The 1,115-nt window shown below is 69.9% G+C and carries 1 protein-coding gene; it reads left to right on the top strand.

Going from position 1 to position 1,115, the window contains the following annotated elements; all coding sequences use genetic code 11:
- A partial coding sequence (locus ACFWPI_RS39850) for a hypothetical protein (RefSeq protein WP_380425397.1) occupies positions 1-208 on the top strand: 208 nt, incomplete at its 5' end.
- Positions 209-1,115: the final 907 nt, after the last annotated feature.

Raw genomic sequence — 1,115 nt, 5'->3', positions numbered from 1 at the left:
CCAAGGACGGGCCGAGCCAGTGAACGCGGCTGCAACCGCAGCGCTGGACCGGTGGGAACCGGGCAGCGCCATCGTGCTCATCGGCCCGCCCGCTTCCGGCAAGTCCACATGGACGGCGGCGCGGTTCCCATCGAGCGCCCGAGTCTCGCTCGACTTCTACCGAGGTCTGCTTACCGACGACGAGACCAACCAGCACCGGCCGCAGTAGGGGCAGGAGGGGCTGATCGAGCAGACCCCGCATCCGGCCGGGCCGTTGCTCCAGACCTCCACGCGGGCACCGCCGCGGTGTCCGGGGGCGCCTAGGGTCCGTAATCCTCCGTGGCCGGCTGCGTGGGCGGCCGCGGCTGTTTCGGGCTGGGAAAGACGGCTGGCGGCGGAAGGGTGGGGGGTCGTCACGGCCCGGTACAGCCGTCTGCGGGGCGCGTACGGGGCCGGGCACCGTACCCCCGCCGTCACCCCTGCGGGAGCGTGAGGCGACCACCCCGGCCCGGCCGTGGCTGGCGGGGATCACCTGCTGCCGCGATGCACCGCGACCCGGTGTTGGTCGCGTACCGCTTCGGGCCCAGCATCGTCGCGGCTGAGCCATCGGACGACCAAGAACCCCGGTACCACCCGCCACCCAACCCGCAGCCCGGATCCGCCTACGGCGACCACCACAGCGGCCACCACCAGGACCACGGCGACGGCCCGCGCCGACGCCGACCACCACGGCGACGACGAGCACCAGGACCACGGCCACGGCCGACACCGACCGGCCGGACCATGCCCACCACCAACCCGCTTAGCCTGTACAAGCCAAATCCACGGGGCAGGGTTTCACCCGTTTGACCTGCGGTTTTCCTGCGTTTCGACACGCCCCAGACTTGACCTTGATGTCTATTCGCTGTATTCTTTTAAATGTCGGAAAGGGAACGGCACCCCGCCCGACAGACCACCAACCCCCCGAAAGGACACAGCACATGACCAGCAACGCGCAGACCGAGGCCGCCACCTACACCGACGAGGAGATGGAAGCCGCCACCGCGCACGTGCTCGACCGCTTCTTGAAGCCCCTCGCGGCCAGCACTGGCCAGCACGTCGGCGATCTGCTCGACAGCACCCCCGAGGACGTATTC

Source organism: Kitasatospora sp. NPDC058492 (genome assembly GCF_042720685.1).
Classification (GTDB): Bacteria; Actinomycetota; Actinomycetes; order Streptomycetales; family Streptomycetaceae; genus Kitasatospora.
The sequence above is the reverse complement of the archived record's forward strand: the minus strand, read 5'-3'. Positions and strand labels throughout refer to the sequence as shown.